At 64.9% G+C, this 16,378-nt stretch carries 12 protein-coding genes; 4 read left to right on the top strand and 8 right to left on the bottom strand.

Going from position 1 to position 16,378, the window contains the following annotated elements:
• Nucleotides 1-70 precede the first annotated feature (70 nt).
• Entirely contained in the window at nucleotides 71-1,756 is a 1,686-nt protein-coding gene (locus ACDH77_RS06125; protein ID WP_372353766.1) for a glycoside hydrolase family 43 protein, read from the bottom strand.
• Nucleotides 1,757-2,013: 257 nt separating this feature from the next.
• Between ACDH77_RS06125 and ACDH77_RS06130 the strand changes: the two genes are divergently transcribed.
• Nucleotides 2,014-4,383 (top strand): TonB-dependent receptor, encoded by a 2,370-nt coding sequence (locus ACDH77_RS06130; RefSeq protein WP_014089649.1) that lies wholly within the window; start codon nucleotides 2,014-2,016, stop codon nucleotides 4,381-4,383.
• A gap of 117 nt (nucleotides 4,384-4,500) precedes the next feature.
• On the opposite strand, the gene trxC is transcribed toward ACDH77_RS06130, so the two are convergent.
• From trxC to ACDH77_RS06160, 6 genes are all read right to left on the bottom strand, one after another.
• Nucleotides 4,501-4,947: a thioredoxin TrxC gene (gene trxC / locus ACDH77_RS06135; RefSeq protein WP_031421620.1), complete on the bottom strand. Its 447-nt coding sequence runs from the start codon at nucleotides 4,945-4,947 to the stop codon at nucleotides 4,501-4,503.
• A 173-nt stretch (nucleotides 4,948-5,120) separates the two neighbouring features.
• A complete protein-coding gene (locus tag ACDH77_RS06140) occupies nucleotides 5,121-5,486 on the bottom strand; it encodes a DUF1428 domain-containing protein (RefSeq protein ID WP_008571105.1) in 366 nt (121 codons plus the stop codon).
• 363 nt (nucleotides 5,487-5,849) lie between these two features.
• Entirely contained in the window at nucleotides 5,850-6,980 is a 1,131-nt protein-coding gene (locus ACDH77_RS06145) for a hybrid sensor histidine kinase/response regulator (protein WP_008571106.1), read from the bottom strand.
• Complete coding sequence (locus ACDH77_RS06150; protein ID WP_011346781.1) at nucleotides 6,977-7,561, bottom strand: chemotaxis protein CheB; 585 nt, start codon at nucleotides 7,559-7,561, stop codon at nucleotides 6,977-6,979. Before ACDH77_RS06150 ends, ACDH77_RS06145 begins: the two co-directional genes overlap by 4 nt.
• On the bottom strand, nucleotides 7,558-8,406 hold the full coding sequence (locus ACDH77_RS06155; protein WP_008571108.1) for a CheR family methyltransferase: 849 nt from the start codon (nucleotides 8,404-8,406) through the stop codon (nucleotides 7,558-7,560). Before ACDH77_RS06155 ends, ACDH77_RS06150 begins: the two co-directional genes overlap by 4 nt.
• Nucleotides 8,379-11,552, bottom strand: a complete 3,174-nt coding sequence (locus tag ACDH77_RS06160) for a response regulator (RefSeq protein ID WP_031421622.1) — start codon at nucleotides 11,550-11,552, stop codon at nucleotides 8,379-8,381. The genes ACDH77_RS06155 and ACDH77_RS06160 overlap by 28 nt, the downstream gene beginning before the upstream one ends.
• Nucleotides 11,553-11,711: 159 nt before the next feature.
• Between ACDH77_RS06160 and ACDH77_RS06165 the strand changes: the two genes are divergently transcribed.
• The gene (locus tag ACDH77_RS06165; protein WP_014089652.1) at nucleotides 11,712-12,875 is read left to right on the top strand and encodes a two-component system sensor histidine kinase NtrB; all 1,164 of its coding nucleotides are present in this window, start codon (nucleotides 11,712-11,714) and stop codon (nucleotides 12,873-12,875) included.
• Nucleotides 12,868-13,236 carry a response regulator gene (locus ACDH77_RS06170; protein ID WP_372353767.1) on the top strand — a complete coding sequence of 123 codons (369 nt, stop codon included), beginning with the start codon at nucleotides 12,868-12,870 and terminating at the stop codon, nucleotides 13,234-13,236. Before ACDH77_RS06165 ends, ACDH77_RS06170 begins: the two co-directional genes overlap by 8 nt.
• Nucleotides 13,237-13,460: 224 nt before the next feature.
• Here ACDH77_RS06170 and ACDH77_RS06175 read toward each other — a convergent pair whose 3' ends face one another.
• Nucleotides 13,461-15,044: an alpha-N-arabinofuranosidase gene (locus tag ACDH77_RS06175; RefSeq protein WP_031421625.1), complete on the bottom strand. Its 1,584-nt coding sequence runs from the start codon at nucleotides 15,042-15,044 to the stop codon at nucleotides 13,461-13,463.
• A gap of 237 nt (nucleotides 15,045-15,281) precedes the next feature.
• Here ACDH77_RS06175 and ACDH77_RS06180 point away from each other — a divergent pair, with 237 nt between their 5' ends.
• The gene (locus ACDH77_RS06180; protein ID WP_031421627.1) at nucleotides 15,282-16,331 is read left to right on the top strand and encodes an aldose epimerase family protein; all 1,050 of its coding nucleotides are present in this window, start codon (nucleotides 15,282-15,284) and stop codon (nucleotides 16,329-16,331) included.
• Nucleotides 16,332-16,378: the final 47 nt, after the last annotated feature.

The raw sequence follows: 16,378 nt of genomic DNA on the forward strand, positions 1-16,378 counted from the left end.
GCATGCGTCGCTGCGGGGCGGGCGCGGCCTGCGCATGCACCGGGCGTGCAGCCACGTTCCTGCACTTGGCTTAGCGCGCATACGCGTACGGCCCGAACGTGGCGCCGAGAAAGCCGCCGGCCGACTCGGTACTGAGCACACTTGCATCGCCTTGTTCGAGCAGCGTTTGCCACTGCCCCTGGCCGACGGCGTAATCCACGCGCACGCGTGCGGCGTCCAGCGCAAAGCGCAGTTTCACCGGTTGCGTGGCATCGGGCAGTGGCGCGCGTGCCAGTTCGGTGCCGGTGCCGGGCTGTTGCGCTCCGGCGCGGCGATACAGCACCACCGCAGCGCCGCTGTCCTCGCGCACCAGCATTGCTGCCAGGAAGTTGCTCTCCTTGGCCACGATCGCCAGACCGGCCTGTTCGCCTGGTGCCAGCGCGCTGCCATCCACGCTGGCGACCAAGGTGGCGTGATGATGCTGCAGGCGATGACCCAGATAGGCCGGCTGACCACGGCCGATATCGCCCAGCGCAATGTTTGCCGGCGTCACGCGCAAGCCTTGCGCGCCGGGCTGATACCACGGCCTGATGGGTGGGTGGATGGTCATCCATTGCATCGGCACGCGCGCATCCCCGAAGCGCTCGCTCCACTGCATTGGCCCGGTGGTCGGCAGGGGCTGCGTGCCCGCAGGCAAGGGTGGGCGCGCTGCCACTACAGGGACCGCGGCGCCGTGCGGCAGCACCACCGGCCAGCCATCGCGCCATTGCACCGGCAACAGGAAGGTTTCCCGGCCCAGGTTGTAGTGATTGCCGCGGTAAGGGCGCGTTGCGAGAAACACCGCCCACCATGTGCCGTCCTTGAGTTCGACGAATTGTGCATGCCCGGCCGAGGTGATCGGCGCATTGCGCAATGGGTCCAGGTCGCGTTGGGTGAGTACCGGATTGCCGCTCCAGGTTTCGTATGGCCCGGTGATCTGGCGGCTGCGGTAGATCATCTGCGCATGCTGCTCGCCGGTGCCACCTTCGGCCGCGGTGAGGTAGTAGTAGCCATCGCGGCGGAACAGGTGCGGGCCTTCGATGTGTTCGGGATTGGTGGCCGGCTTGAAGCCCGAATCCACGATCACCTGACGAGTGCCGACCAACTTCATGCTGGCCAGATCCAGCCGCTGCAGCCAGATGGCGCGGTGCCCGTCGTAGCGCAGCTTGCCGGCCGGCACGTCGTTGTTGACCAGCCAGGCACTGCCATCGTCATCGAAAAACAGCGAGGGGTCGATGCCCTTGGCGTCCAGCCAGATCGGATCCGACCACGGCCCGGCCGGATCGGTGGCGGTGATCAGGAAATTGCCGCCATCGCAGTAGAAACAGGTATTGGCGATATAGAAGGTGCCAGTGTGGTAGCTGATGCTGGCGGCAAACAGGCCGCGGGTCAGTTCGTCGTTGCCGTAGTTGATCTGGGTTGGACGGTCGATCGCGTTGCCGATCTGGTTCCAATGCACCAGGTCGCTGCTCTTGAACACCGGCAGGCCGGGGAAATAGCCGAAACTGGAATTCACCAGATAAAAATCGTCGCCGACGCGCACCGCCGATGGGTCCGGATGAAAACCGGCCACGACCGGGTTGCGGTACTGCGCGGCGGTTGGCGCGGGGCCGCCGTCGTCGCCCTGGTAATCGATCTGCGTGATCAACGCGGTGCCGGCATGCGCCAGCTGACAGCTCAATGCGGCCAGCAGGCCGGCCACCCATGCGAGTCGTTTCAAGAGATCCCCTCGTGCCATGCCCTGGCGCAACGCCAGTACGACACCAGCATGACAGCACGCAGGGCGGCGTGGCATGACGTTTTGCGATGCCAACGCCGCGCGGTGGCATGCCTCCGCGCGCGTGGCGGGGTGTGTGGACCGGGCGCTGCCACTTCGCTGCAACATTGCTGACATATCGTGCGCGCGGCGCCACGCGGCGCCGCCAACAGGCGTGCCATGCCAAACGGCTTGGACGCTGTGTCATCACCTCGCATCACTACCTAGGATCAACCCGCATGTCGTTGTACTCGCCTGTCTTTCCGTCGCCGGTGTCCGCTATTGCACAGGTCGCTGCGCGCCGCCGCACCGCCTTGCAGCGCACGCCGCTGGCACGTGCCTGCGCCGGCCTGTTGCTAGCCTCGCTGGCAGCAACCGCGTCTGCGCAGCAAGCGCCGGCGACCCAGGGCGAAGCCAGCCCGACCGCGCTGGACACGGTCACCGTCACCGCCGAGCACCGCGAGCAGAACCTGCAGGACGTGCCGGTCTCGGTCGGCGTGGTGCAGGGCGCAGCGATGCGCGAGTACACCGCCGGTGGCGATGACACGCTGCTGGCGCTGTCCGGCCGCGTGCCGGGCTTCTATGCCGAAACCACCACCGGGCGCATCTTCCCGCGCTTCTATATCCGTGGCCTGGGCAATATCGATTTCTACCTGGGTGCCTCGCAGCCGGTCTCCATCATCCAGGACGATGTGGTGCTGGAGCATGTCGTGCTCAAATCCAATCCGGTCTATGACGTGGACCAGGTCGAAGTGCTGCGCGGTCCGCAAGGCACGCTGTTCGGCCGCAACACCACCGCCGGCATCGTCAAGTTCGACACCGTCAAGCCCAGCGACACCTACACCGGTCGCGTCAACGCCAGCTACGGCAGCTACAACACCATCTCGCTGGATGGCGGCTTCGGTGGCCCCATCAACGACGTGCTGTCTTTCCGCGTGTCCGCGTTGTACCAGCACCGCGACGATTGGGTGGACAACACCTTTGCCGGCAGCAGCGCCGATGGCACGCGCACCCCGCGCAAGGACGCGATGGGCGGTTACAACGACCGCAATGCGCGCCTGCAGGTCTTGCTCAAGCCCAACGATGCGTTTTCGCTGCTGGGCTCGGTGCACACGCGCGATTACGACGGCACTTCCACCTTGTTCCTGCGCAACGCGATCACGCGTGGCAGCGACAAGGTGGACGTGCCGCGCGACCGTGTGGCCTATGATGAGGGGCACGACAACCCGCAGGCGTATCAAACCGATGGCGGCTCGCTCAAGGCGATTTACGACTTCGGTGGCGTGTCGCTGACCTCCATCACCGCCTACGAAACCACTTCCGGCTACAGCCGTGGCGACACCGATGGCGGTGCTGCCGCCAATTACCCGGTCAATGGCGTGCCGAACGGCTTTGGCCAGTCGATGGGACAGATCCGCGACCTGGACCAGTACACGCAGGAATTGCGCCTGGCCAGCGAAGGCGACGAGGCCCTGCAGTGGCAGGTGGGCGCGTTCTATTTCGACGGCCGCGACACCACCGATTTCTATCAACGTGCCTATTTCCTGCAGACCGCCGCGCGCAACCCGAATAACTGGGTGCGCCTGCGCAATACCAATACCTCGTGGGCCGGCTTCGGGCAGATCAGCTACAAGGCGACCGACGCGCTGACGCTCACCGCCGGCATCCGCCAGACCAAGGACACCAAGGAAACCCGTCTGCTCAAGACCGCCGATACCGCAGCCGGTGTGGTGACCTACCGCGGCCGGCGCGATGTGCGCATGTCCGACACCCAGCCCAGCTGGGATCTGAGCGCGATGTATGAGATCGACCCGCAGCTGAGCGTGTATGCGCGCGTGGCGCGCGGTTTCCGTGGCCCCACCATCCAGGGCCGCAGCGCGGTGTTCAATTCGGACTTCACCACCGCCGATTCGGAAACCATCCTGTCGTGGGAAGCCGGCATCAAGAGCAGCCTGTTCGAGAACCGTCTGCGCCTGAATGTCAGCGGCTTCACCTACACGGTCGACGATATCCAGCTCAACGGCAACGACTCGGACGGCAATGGCGTGCTGTTCAATGCCGACAAGGCCAAGGCCTACGGCATGGAAGCGGACCTGGACTGGCGCCCGATCTCCAACCTGTCGATCACCGCCGGCCTGAGCCTGTTGCACAGCGAAATTCACGATAAGCGCGTGTTTGCGCAGGCCTGCGCGCTCAATGGCGTGGTGGTGTGCACCGTCAACGACCCGACCATCCGCGTAGGTGCCAACACCTTCGCCCAGATCGACGGCAACCCGCTGCCCAACGCGCCCAAGTACAACCTCAACCTGGCCGCGCGCTACGACATCCCGGTGGGCAACGACGGCGCGTTCTTCGTGTCCACCGACTGGAACAAGCAGGGCCAGACCAGCTTCGTGCTGTACGACTCCACCGAGTTCCGTTCCGACGGCAATTTCGAAGGTGGCCTCAAGCTGGGTTACACCGGTGGCTACGGTGCCTGGGAAGTGGCAGCGTTCGCGCGCAACATCACCAACGAAAAGAACCTCAAGGGTGTGATCGAAAACTACATGGCCGCGGTCTACAACGAGCCGCGTGTCGTTGGGGTGTCGGTCAATGTCAACTGGCAGTAACCGGTTGATCGCCTGGTTGATCGGCTGATGCAGTCACTGCGGCAACTGCGCCGCAGTGATGTTTCCTGCAGGTGGATGGGCCAACTGCGTGTATGCGCAGCTGGCCGTCGTGTCGTTTCAACGCTTGCTCAGAACAGAGCGCACCCAGTTGACGATTTGCGCGCTGCTCACTGCGCCGGAATGACGGCCTAGTTCCTGCCCACCCTGGATGACCAGCAAGGTGGGAATGCTGCGGATGCCAAAGCGCGTGCCCAGCGCCGGATGCAGGTCGGTATCCACCTTGGCCAGGCGCACCTGCGGTTCCAATGCTGCAGCGGCTGCGGCAAATTGCGGCGCCATGCTCAGGCATGGCCCGCACCAAGGTGCCCAGAAATCCACCACCAGCGGCAGTGCACTGCGCACCGCATGCTTGTCGAAATCTGCAGCCGACAAAGCCACCGGCGTCCCCAGGAACAGCGGCCGATGGCAGCTGCCGCAGTTGGGCGCATCGTGCAGGCGCGTGGGCGCAATGCGGTTCATCGCAGCGCAACTCGGGCAGGCGATCAGTAGTGGTGCATCGGTCATGTTGGTCTCCAGTCGGCGGCGCTGCCTGCGCTGTCTCCGGCCATCGCTGGCGGCGCATGCTGCATGCGGCCAGTGTAGCGATCACCACCAGCGATTCCGTGCCCAATGCCAGCGGCGGCACCAGCCTGCGCATGCCTGGCCAAGCTCCTGCGGGCCGCCACGCGCCACATCGCTCACGCCGATTGGCCCAGCGCCACGATCGGCACGAAGCCACCGTAGACCATGCGCTTGCCATCGAATGGCATCGGATTGACTGACGGGTCCATGCGTGGGTCTTCCATCATCTTGCGCATGCCCTCATCGCGGGTGGCCTTGTCCGGCCATTCGATCCAGGAAAACACCACGGTCTCTTCGGCGGTGGCATCCACGGCGCGATAGAAATCGGTCCATTGCCCCGGCTGGACATCGTCGCCCCAACACTCCACTACACGCAGCGCACCGTATTCCATGATGACCGCATCGCCCATGCGGGCATGCGCGATGAATGCTTCTTTGTTGGCCGTGGGGACGGCAAGTACAAAACCATCGATATACGACATAACCACCTCCGCAGACGGGGTGCACGGTGTGCACCCGAGGATGACCAAGGGATGTTGGTACGACCAAGAACTGGAGAGCAGTGGGGCAGGAGCGTGCGTCCAGCGTGCTGGCCGCACGAGCATACGGCGCATGGGGTGCAACGGCACTGCTTGAGTTGGCTGTCACCTGGGCTGCCTGGCGCACTGCCAAGGCGCTGGCTGTCGGGCTCGCTGACACGGCGGCAGCGGATCTGTTGTGCGTTGATCGACGGCAGCGCGCTGTTGGCCCCTCTTGCTGGAGGCCGCGGCAATCCATCGGCCAAGATGCGCTGGTCGCACACCTGCGCGCGCCTCGGCACTGCAGCCGCCGGGAACGTGCGGCGGTCAGGCTGCCAGGTTGTGGCGGCGCAGTCGTGCTTCGAAGACCACATCGCCGTCCTCGTTGCGCGCCTGCAGCGTGCCGCCGTGTGCCTTGACGAACTGGTCGGCGATGAACAGGCCCAGTCCCAGTCCTTGGCTGGCATGGAAGCTGGCCTTGAACGGTTCGAACAGACGCGGCATCAGGCTGTCGGGGATGCTGCCGGCGTTGCGCACCGACAGGCGCAGGGTGTCGTGTTCGCGTCCATCCAGATGCACCTGCACCGGATGGCGTCCGCCATGCAGGACGGCGTTGCCGACCAGATTGGACACGACCTGCGCCAACCGGTCGCCATCCCCATCGCCATCCAGGTCGCCCTCGGTGCGCAGGTCGATCGTAGTGTGCGGATTGGCCTGCGCCACTTCGCCTACCACGCTGTGCACCACCTCGCCCAGGTTGCACGGGCCGAACTGCATCGGCAAACCATCGGTGCGCAGGCGCGAAAAATCCAGCAATTGCTCGACCATGCGCGACATGCGGTGCGCGCTGTTTTCCAGGTGTTCCAGCGTGCGCGCCGCCGAACTGTCGGCATCGACATCCAGGCCGAGTTTGTCGGCGCACAGCAGGATCACCGACAGCGGCGTGCGCAGGTCGTGGGTGAGCACGGCCATCATGGTTTCGTTGAGCGTGAGCGCGCGTTCGAGCGAGGCATTTCTCGCCTTGAGCAGCCGCCGCTGCTGGTACAACTCGATGAACACGTTGACCTTGCTCAGGATCACGTGCGGCTCGATCGGCTTGTGCAGAAAATCCACGGCGCCGGTTTCATAACCCTGGAAAGCGCGCATCGGATCGTTTGGCGAGGCGGTCAGGAAAATGATCGGCACATGCCGGGTGCGCTGCGAACCGCGCATCAATTCCGCTAGTGAAAAGCCGTCCATTTCCGGCATGTGCACGTCCAGCAGCGCCAATGCCACGTCGTGTTCGAGCAGCAGTTCCAGCGCCTGCGCACCGGAGGCGGCGCATAGCACGCGGATGCCGTCGCGTTGCAGCAGCGCTTCCATGGCCACCAGGTTCTGCGGCACATCGTCCACGATCAGGATCTTGGTCGATTCGGTGTCGTCGCTGCTTGCAGCCAGGCCGGTCGCGGTGAGGTTCATGCGTGAAAAGCTTCCAGTCGGGTGCAGATGGCTTGCAAGGTCAGCACCGCATCGGCGCCGGCGTGGGCGAGAGCGGAGGCGGGCATCAACGAGGCGGCAGCGTCATCGGGGCGCTGGATCCAGGCGGTACCGCCCACCGCACGCACCGCGGCCACCCCGGCGCTGCCGTCGCTGCTGGCACCGGTGAGCAGGATCGCCAGCAGGCGTTCGCCGAAGACATCGGCAGCCGATTCGAACAGCAGGTCGATCGCCGGGCGCGAAAACAACACCGGCGCATCCATCGACAACGCCAGGCTGTGGCGGGTTTCCACCAGCAGGTGGTAGTCGGGCGGGGCGATGGTGACGGTGCCGGGCAGCAGCGGTTGCTTGTCGTCGGCCTCGCGCACCGGCAACGCGCAGCGCGCATCCAGCAGCTCGGCGATGTGGCTGGGGCGGTCGCGCGGCAGATGCAGCACGACCAACACCGGCATCGGCAAATCCGCCGGCAGCCCGGACAACAACGCCTGCAGGGCCATCACGCCACCGGCGGAGGCACCGATCACGATCGCATCGAAACACTGGGCTGCAGACGCGCGGCTCATGCGGCCTTCCGATACAGCCGCTGCTCACGCGCGCAGGCTTCAAAGGCCTGCGCGTGCGCGCCGAACTGCAGCGACTCCTTGCTGCCCAATCCGAGAAATCCGCGATGCACCAATGCGTCGTAGAACAGCCCCACCGCGCGATCCTGCAAGCTGCGGTTGAAATAGATCAGCACGTTGCGGCACGACACCAAGTGGACTTCGGAAAACACCGTGTCGGTGGCCAGGCTGTGATCGGCGAACACGATATTGCGTTTCAGGCGCCGGTCGAACACCGCACCGTCGTAAGCGGTGGTGTAGTAGTCCGACAGCGAGGTGCGGCCACCGGCGTCCAGATAATTGCGGCTGAACTGCGCGATACGATCGATGCCATAGGCGCCGGCTTCGGCCATGCCCAGCGCTTCGGGGTTGATGTCGGTGGCGTAGATCACCGCCTTTTCCAACAGGCCTTCTTCGTGCAGCAGGATGGCCAGGGACCAGACTTCTTCACCGGTACTGCAGCCTGCCACCCAGAGCTTGATCGAGGGATAGGTACGCAAGACCGGCACCGCATGCTCGCGCAGGACGCGGAAATATGCCGGGTCGCGGAACATCTCCGAGACCTGCACGGTGAAGAACTGCATCGCCTGCGCGAAGGTGTCCGGCTCGTGCAGCAGACGGTGCTGCAGATCGGCCACGCGCGCGCAGTCGAAACGCGCCATCGCGTGGCGCATGCGCCGTCGCAACGACGACACCGCATAGTCGCGGAAGTCGTAGTGATAGCGCTGGAAGACCGCTTCCAGCAGCACGCGCAGTTCCAGGTCGAACAGCTCTACCGCGTTCATTGCCGCGAGCACCACACGCGGCACAGCGAGACCAGCTTGTCCACGTCGATGGGCTTGGCGATGTAGTCGTTGGCGCCGGCTTCCAGGCAGCGTTCGCGGTCGTCGGCCATGGCCTTGGCGGTCAGCGCGATGATGGGCAGATCCTGCCATTGACGGTTCGCACGGATCTGCCGCATCGCGGTGATGCCATCCATCTCCGGCATCATGATGTCCATCAGGACCAGGTCCACCTCGTGCTTGGCCAGGTGCTCCAGCGCCTCGCGGCCATTGCGTGCGATCTGCAGCGTGACGCCCAGCGGTTCGAGCACGCTGGAGAGCGCAAAGATGTTGCGCACATCGTCTTCGGCCAGCAACACGGTGGCGCCGTCCAGCACCGCGTCGCGGCGGCGTGCTTCGCGCAGCAGGCGCTGCTGATCGCTGGGCAATGAGGCTTCCACGCTGTGCAGGAACAGCGTCACCTCGTCGAGCAGGCGTTCCGGCGAGCGCACGCCCTTGATGATGATGCTCTTGGAATACCGGCGCAGGCCTTGTTCTTCGTCGCGGGTCAGGGCGCGCCCGGTGTAGACGATCACGGGAGGGAAGGCGACCGCATCGTTGCCGGCCATGCGTTCGAGCAGGTCGTAGCCGCTGCCGTCGGGCAAGGCCAGATCGGTGACCATGCAATCGAAGGTGGAGCCTGCCAGCTGATCCATCGCCTCGGCAATGCTGCCGACCGCGACGATGTCCAGCTGGTCGCGCGCCAGCAGCAATTGTAGGTTCGCGCGCAATGCGCTGTCGTCTTCGACGATCAACAAACGACGCACTGCGCGTGCATTGGTTTCTTCCAGCTGGCGGATCGCACCGGCCAGCAGTTCGCGCGTGGCCGGCTTGATCAGGTAGCCAACCGCACCAAGCTCCAGCGCAATCTGGCTGCGTTCCAGCGCGGACACCACGTGGACAGGCACATGGCGAGTGGCCGGATCGCGCTTGAGGCGTTCGAGCACGCTCAGACCGGACGCATCCGGCAGGCCGATGTCCAGCAGGATGCCGCTCGGGCGCATCTCGGCGGCCAGGCGCAGGGCCTCTTCTGCGTTGGGGGCCACCACGCAATCGAAATCCAGTTCGTGGGCCAGTTCCACCAGTGCTTGCGCAAAGCGGGTGTCGTCTTCCACCGCCAGGATCAGCCGGCCGGGGCGGCTGCGTTGGTCGCGATCGTCGTCGGCCCGTTGGATCGGTGCAGCGTTGGGCGATGCGATTGGCACCGGCACCGTGTGGGCCACCGCACCACCAGATGCGCCGGATTGCGCACCCATCGCGCTGCCGTTGCGTTGTTGCACATGGGCAGCAGACGCCGGGCCTGCGACCGCGGCGGCGTTCGTAGCTGTATCGGCAGGGCCGGTCACCTCCGCAGGTGCGCCATCGGTCGGCAATTCCAGCGTAAAGCAGCTGCCGCGCCCGGGCTCGCTGTCCACACTGATGCTGCCGCCCATGCGTTGGGCCAGGTCGCGCGAAATCGACAGACCCAACCCGGTACCGCCATAACGGCGGCGCGTGCTGCCGTCGGCCTGACGGAACGCTTCGAAGATCACTTCGCTCTGTTCGCGCGCGATGCCGATGCCGGTATCGGTCACCGCAAAGTGCACACGGCCGGGCGCATGCGCCTGGACCGTCAAGCTGACCTTGCCGTGTTCGGTGAACTTGATGGCGTTGGCCAACAGGTTCTTCAGGATCTGCTGCAGGCGCTGGTTGTCGACGACCAACCGTGCCGGCGCGCCGGCAGCTGCCGCGATCTCCAATGCCAGGCCCTTCTGTCGCGCCAGCGGTTCGAAGGTTTCGCGCAGGCGTTGCAGCACCGAATCGGTGACGACCGTTTCGTCCGCCAGCTCCACGTGTCCGGCTTCGATCTTGGACAGGTCCAGGATGTCGTTGATCAGCGCCAGCAGGTCGTTGTTGGACGACAGGATCGCCTGCGCATATTTCACCTGCTCGGCGCTGAGCGTGCCGTCCTTGTTGTCGGCCAGCAACTTGGCCAGGATCAAGGCGCTGTTGAGCGGCGTGCGCAACTCGTGCGACATGTTGGCCAGGAATTCCGACTTGTAGCGCGATGCAGTGGACAACTCGTTGCTATTGCGCACCAGCTGATTCTGCGCGATCAACAAGGCCTGCTTTTGCGCCTCAAGCGCCTGCGTGCGCTCTTCCAGCTGCACGTTGGTCTGTTCCAGTTCTGCCTGCTGCACTTCCAGGTCGCTTTGCGACTGCTGCAGGCTACGGCTCTGTTCTTCGAGTTCCTCGTTGGCCACGCGCAGTTCTTCCTGCTGGGTCTGCAGTTCCTCGCTCTGTCGCTGGGTTTCTTCCAGCAAGGCCACCAGCTGCGCGCGCAGCAACGCGGTGCGCAGTGCCAGGCCGATGTTCTCGCCGCAGCGTGCCAGCAGTTCTTCTTCGCGCGAGCCGGCGGTGCGTGGGTCGGTCACGCGCCCGAGCTCGATGACGCCGATCACCCGGTCGTCGGCGGTGATCGGCGCCAGCAGCAGCTCCTGGCAGCTGCTCTGGCCCAGCCCGGAGGCAATCTGCAGATGCCCGGCGTCCATGCCACGGATGCGACGCACCGTGCCACGTTGCAGCACTTCGCCGAGCTGGCCGGCTGCGGTGGGCAGCGTCTGCGGCAGATCCGGCGGCAACGCCGCACCACCGGTGAGTCGCAGACGGTCGCCCTCGATGCGATACAGCGCGCCGACCTGCGCATCCAGTGTCTGGCACAGTGCGCGCACCGCGGCGTCGGCCAGCTCCTGCGGTGCCTGATCGCCGCGCAAACTGGCTTCGACCGTGTTTTCTGCCTGCTGCAACCATAGTGCGAATTCGGCCTGGCGGCGTGCGCGGATCGCCTGCATCACCACCAACGCCATTGCCAGGAACGACACGCCGCCAATGCTGCGATTGACCGAGGAAAAGCTCGAATTCGTGCTTGGTGGCGCGAGCTGAAAACCGATCGCCAGCAAGACACACGACAGCACGCCGACGATGAGTGGCACCTGCGGGCGGTTCTGAAACACCGTCACGCCCACTGCCACGAAGTAGGTCAGCCACACTGCATAACCGAGCGGGGTCACCAGTTCCATGCCCAGCGTTCCAGCCATCAAGGCCCCCGCGATGACCCACACCCAGCGGTCGCGTGTGGTCGAGATGGTGTGCATAAGGTGCGTGGACCGAACTGGAAGGGCGGTCATGGTAGCCGATAACTTTCACGCACAAATCGCCGGGAAATTGACGCTTTTTGCTGCCGGGTTGGCTTGCACGCAGCCTTCACGTCGCTATCAATATGGTCCCGCGCTTTTCCGGAGAATCATCGCGCGATGGATGCGGAAACGGCCGTCGACAGCGCAGGGCCGCTTTCTTACGACAGCCGGCAGTGTCAGCTGTTGGTACAGAGCGTGTCCGATTACGCGATCTATATGCTCGATATCGGTGGGCATATTCGCAGCTGGAACCCCGGCGGCGAACGCATCAAGGGCTACAGCGCAAGCGAGGTCCTGGGCACGCATTTCTCGCGATTCTACCTGCCCGAGGATGCGCAACGCGACGAACCCAGCCGCAATCTGGAAATTGCCAAGCAAGCAGGGCGCTTCGCTGCCGAAGGGTGGCGCCTGCGCAAGGACGGCAGCCGGTTCTGGGCCAGCGTGGTGATCGAACCGGTGCTGGAATTCGGCGTGCTGGTCGGGTTTGCAAAAGTCACCCGCGATCTGACCGAGCGCCATGAAGCGCAGCAGTTGCTGCAACAGGCGCAGCAGGCGTTGCTGCAATCGCAGAAGGTCGAAGCCTTGGGCCGGTTGACGCTGGGCATGGCCCACGATTTCAACAACCTGCTCACGGTGATGGTGACCAGCCTGGACCTGATAGCGCTGCGCGCTGGTGAAGATGCGCGCACCCGCATGTTGATTGAAGTGGCGCAAACTGCGGTGGATCGCGGCACCTTGTTGACGCGGCAACTGCTTGCTTTCGCGCGCGGGCAACAGCTGAACCCCGAACGCCACCCCGTCAACGACATCGTGACCCGTTCGTTGGAACTGTTACGGCGTGCTTGCCCGCCGGGTGTGAGCTTGGCGTTGCAGTTCGCCGACGCACTGCCGCATGTGCGCGTCGACCCTGGCCAGCTGGAGGCGGCGCTGCTCAACCTGGTCTTCAATAGTTGCGATGCGATGCCCGCTGGCGGCAGCATCGTGTTGCTTGCTTCTGCTGCGCAACGACCCGAACCCTCAGGCCACCAAGGCGTCCTTCGCCCGTACGTCGCCCTTGCGGTACGCGACGATGGTCCGGGGATGTCCGCCCACGTTGCACAGCGCGCCAGCGAACCTTTTTTCACCACCAAAGATGTCGGCAAGGGCTCCGGCCTGGGCTTGAGCCAGGTCTATGGCTTCGCATCCCAGTCCGGTGGCTTCGTCGAGCTTGAGACCGCACCTGGACGCGGCACCACCGTCACCGTGTTTCTCCCGGCCGTCGAGGAGGCCGAGCATGACTGAATCCCTTCGCCTGCTGATGGTGGAAGACCAAGAAGAACTGCGCGAACTGATCGGCGAAGCGCTGCGCGATGCCGGCATCAGTGTCGACACCGCCGATGATGGTCACAGCGCGTTGCGCATGGTGCGCGACAGCGGCCCGTACGATGTGGTGTTCAGTGATATCCGCATGCCCAACGGCATGTCGGGCATTGAACTGAGCGAGCAGGTGGCGCAAATGCTGCCGCAGGCACGCGTGATTTTGGCCTCGGGATTTGCCAAGGCGCAGTTGCCGCCGTTGCCGGCTCAGGTCGATTTCCTGCCCAAACCCTACCGCCTGCGCCAGCTCATCGACATGCTCAAGAGTACCGCCGCCAACGCGTAAACGTTGGCTGGGCGTGCGGCATCGACGGCGCTGCTAGTGCGCCTTGTTGATGGCGCCTTCAACCCGGAGTGTCACGCCGGCACGGCGACGTGACCACAGGCACATCAGATGCAACGATCGCCCGGTTCGAAGGCGCGCCCGCACGCGGCAACGCGGCGCCACACGGCTGGCTGTGCCCGACACGTCATGCGCCTGGGCAGGCCCTGTGCATTGCATCCGATCGCTCATCGCAACTTGAGCATCACGATCGAATGCGCCGGCAGTGCCACGTTCACTGCCTTGCCTTGGACACGTGCGCCCTTGAATGGAGCCGGCGCAACGGCCTGTGGCCGCGCATAGGTGTTGTACGTGGTGATCGCCGGTGCGGTCAGGATCTGTCCCTCCACCGCACGCAGCGGCAGCCCTTCCACCTGCACGCTCACAGCCGCTGCCGCAGTCGCGTCCAGGTTGGTCAGCGCGAGATACACATGGCCGTCCTTCGCCTTGACCGCCGAGCCGTGCACGGCCGGCACCTGCGTGTCGCCATGACGATACGCAGGTGTCTGCAATTGCAGCGGCAGGTGTGTGGCGTCCTGGTAGGGCTTGTAAAGCGCAAACACGTGATAGGTCGGCGTCAGCACCATCTTGTCGCCATCGGTCAGGATCATCGCCTGCAGCACATTGACCATCTGCGCGATGTTGGCCATGCGCACACGCTCGGCATGCTGGCTGAAGATGTCGAAGTTGAGCGACGCCACCAGCGCGTCACGCAGGCTGTTTTGCTGCTGCAGGAAGCCGGGATTGGTGCCTGGCAATGGCGCATACCAGGTGCCCCATTCGTCCACGATCAGGGATACTTTCCTGGCCGGGTCGTACTTGTCCATGATCGCGCTGTGCTTGGTGATCAGCTCGTCCATCACCAGCGTGCGCGACAACGTCTGGATCCACGCGGCTTCGTCGAACGTGGTCGAAGACGCGCGCGGCGGCCAGCCACCGGGAATGGTGTAGTAGTGCATGCTCAGCCCATCCATGAACTTGGTGGCCTCGCGCATCATCACCTCGGTCCAGTGATAGTCGTCGTCGCTTGGGCCGGGCGCGATCTTGAAAATCTTCTGGTTGGCCGGCGACTTGACGAAAGTCTGGTAGCGGCGAAACACATCGGCTGCGTACTCCACGCGCATATTGCCGCCGCAGCCCCACAGCTCGTTGCCCACGCCGAAGTAGGGAACCTGCCAGGGCGCATCGCGGCCATTGGCGCGGCGCTCGTTGGCCAGGCTCGAGCGTGTCGGCGCGGTCATGTATTCGGTCCACTGCGCAATCTCCTCCGGCGCAGCATCGCCCACATTCCCGGCGACGTAGGCCTGGGTGCCGAGCAATTCGGTGAAGTCCATGAACTCGTGCGTGCCGAAACGGTTGGACTCTTCCACACCGCCCCAGTGCGTGTTGACCCGGATCGGGCGCTTGCCCGGCGTGCCGACGCCATCGCGCCAGTGGTATTCGTCGGCGAAGCAACCTCCAGGCCAGCGGATGTTGGGCACGGCAATGGCTTTCAGCGCGGCGACCACGTCGTTGCGATAGCCGCGCGTATTGGGGATCGGCGATTCCTCGCCCACCCACACGCCACCATAGATGCCGGTGCCCAGATGCTCGGCGAATTGGCCGAACAGGTGCCGCGACACCTGCGCGCCGGGCTGGTCCACGCGCAAGGTGCCGCTGACCTTGACCTCGGCAGCGAAGCTGGCCGGCACGCTGGCAAGCGCGGCGGCGACGAAAACGGCGTTCAACAGCTGCCTGCGCGATGCCTGCAACGCGGGGGAAATCCACTGCATCGGGTCGGTGCTCCTGTGCTGGTCGATGGTCGGGTGGGTGCTGCTGCGATGGGAAGTGCGCGGCTAGCGTAGTGCCGGTGGCCGCCCTTTGTATTGCTGCAGCGCGGCCGCTGCAGGCGAGCGCGGCAGTCGCTTCGCCACTGCAATCGCCTCGCCGGCCAGGATGTGCGCGGCGGCATGGTCGGCGGCCATCGCATGCGGCTATGCTCGCGGGCTACCTCATCGGCAGGACGATCCATGCAGCGAGTGTTCGGGCAGTTGCCAGACGGTGTCGAAATCCATGCGCTCACGCTACGCAGCCAGGATGGTCTGCAGGCGGAGGTGCTCACCTACGGCGGCATCCTGCATACGCTGCAGTTGACCACCGCACAGGGTGTCGTGCCGCTAGTGCTGAACCTGCCGGATCTAGCCGCCTATGCTGCCGATGGCGACAGCCTCAACATTCTGGTGGGCCGCTTCGGCAACCGCATCGCCGGTGCGCGTTACACCCTGGAGGGCGTCACCCACGTGCTGGCCGCCAATGAGGGGCGTAACCAGTTGCACGGCGGGCTGCGCGGTTTCGGGCGACGGGTGTGGAGCGTGCTGGAGCAGGCGCCGGACCAGGTGCTGTTGGGCTACGACTCACCCGATGGCGAAGAGGGCTACCCCGGCAATCTGCATGTGCGCGCGCACCTACAGCTTCACGGGCTGAGCCTGCAGCTGAACTTCCAAGCGCACTGCGATGCCGCGACTGCGTTGAACCTTACCCACCACCCGTATTTCAATCTGTCCGGCGATCCGCAGCTGCGGGCCGCAGCGCAGGTGCTGCGCGTGCCGGCCGATCGCTACCTGCCGGTGGATGCCGAGTCGATCCCCACGGGCGAGATCGCATCGGTGACCGGTACGCCATTCGATTTCCGCCAGCCTGCTGCGCTGGCCGACAACATTCAGCCGGCGCATCCCCAGATCATCCTCGGCAAGGGCTACGACCAGTGTCTGGTGCTGGCCGCCGACGCGGACTGCGTTGCCGAGCTGTACTCCCCGCACAGTGGCGTGGCGCTGCGCATCAGCAGCGATGCCCCGGCGGTGCAGGTGTACGAAGGCCAGCATCTGGACGCCCACCATCCCGGACTGGGCCGTGGCGTATGCCTGGAGCCGCAGGACTATCCGGACGCTCCCAACCACCCCAACTTCCCTTCGACCATCCTGCGGCCGGGTCAGACCTACCGCCGCAGTATCAGCTATCGCTTTGCCAAGGCGGGGCCGGACCAGCCCTGGGACGCCGTGCGCGCCGCGCTGGATGCGTGAGAGATTTCAGCGCTTGGGGGTTGGCTGAGCTGCGTCGTGCGGGCGCG

The sequence above is a fragment of the Xanthomonas axonopodis pv. maculifoliigardeniae genome (assembly GCF_041519315.1).
In the GTDB taxonomy this organism is placed as follows: domain Bacteria; phylum Pseudomonadota; class Gammaproteobacteria; order Xanthomonadales; family Xanthomonadaceae; genus Xanthomonas; species Xanthomonas euvesicatoria.